This window comes from Streptomyces cahuitamycinicus (assembly GCF_002891435.1).
GTDB classification, from domain to species: domain Bacteria; phylum Actinomycetota; class Actinomycetes; order Streptomycetales; family Streptomycetaceae; genus Streptomyces; species Streptomyces cahuitamycinicus.
This window is the reverse complement of record NZ_POUC01000943.1, coordinates 1-591: the sequence shown is the minus strand read 5'-3', so window position 1 is coordinate 591 and position 591 is coordinate 1. Positions and strand designations below refer to the sequence as shown.

The following is a 591-nucleotide window of genomic DNA, read 5'->3' as shown; positions in this document are numbered from 1 at the left end:
GATCGGGGTCGAGCTGGTGGATCCGGAGGCGGAGGGGGACTCCGGCTTTTCGGGCGCTCCAGGAGCTGCGGAGGGCGGCGTGGCGGCATCGGTGATGCCGCCCAGCGGACGCCAACCCCTGCCCGCCGCCCCCGGACTGGCCGCTGCGATCCAGCAGGAGTGCCTGCGGCGGGGCCTCATCGTCGGACTCGGCGGCCGTCACACGAGCGTCGTGCAGCTGCTGCCGCCACTGACCCTCACCGATGAACAAGCGGCCGCCGTGATGGACCGCCTGGCCGACGCGGTCCGGACAGCGGCCCGATGCCGTGGGGGTGGCCCGGCAGCCGCACCCTGAGCCGCAGTGAGCTTCTACGGCTGGCCGCCGTTCCACACCGGAGTCCGCATCGATGCCCGCCTGTGAGGCGTCTCCCTCAGCCGTCTGCCCGCCCCTGCGCCCGGCGCCCAGCCGTCTGCCTGCCGCGGTCTGCCTGCCAGTCGTCTGTCAGTCAGTCGTCTGGCTGTCAGCCGCCTGGCGCGCCATGAGCCCGCACGCTCGCGACCCGTACGACCGCAGCCCCGGACGACCACAGCCCCTGCCTCTTATACACATCT

Annotated in this window: 1 pseudogene; it reads left to right on the top strand. The window is 72.9% G+C overall.

The annotated features are described in order from the left end of the window. Window positions 1-334, top strand: a pseudogene (locus tag C1J00_RS47525) (aspartate aminotransferase family protein); the annotation flags it as partial. Window positions 335-591 lie beyond the last annotated feature (257 nt).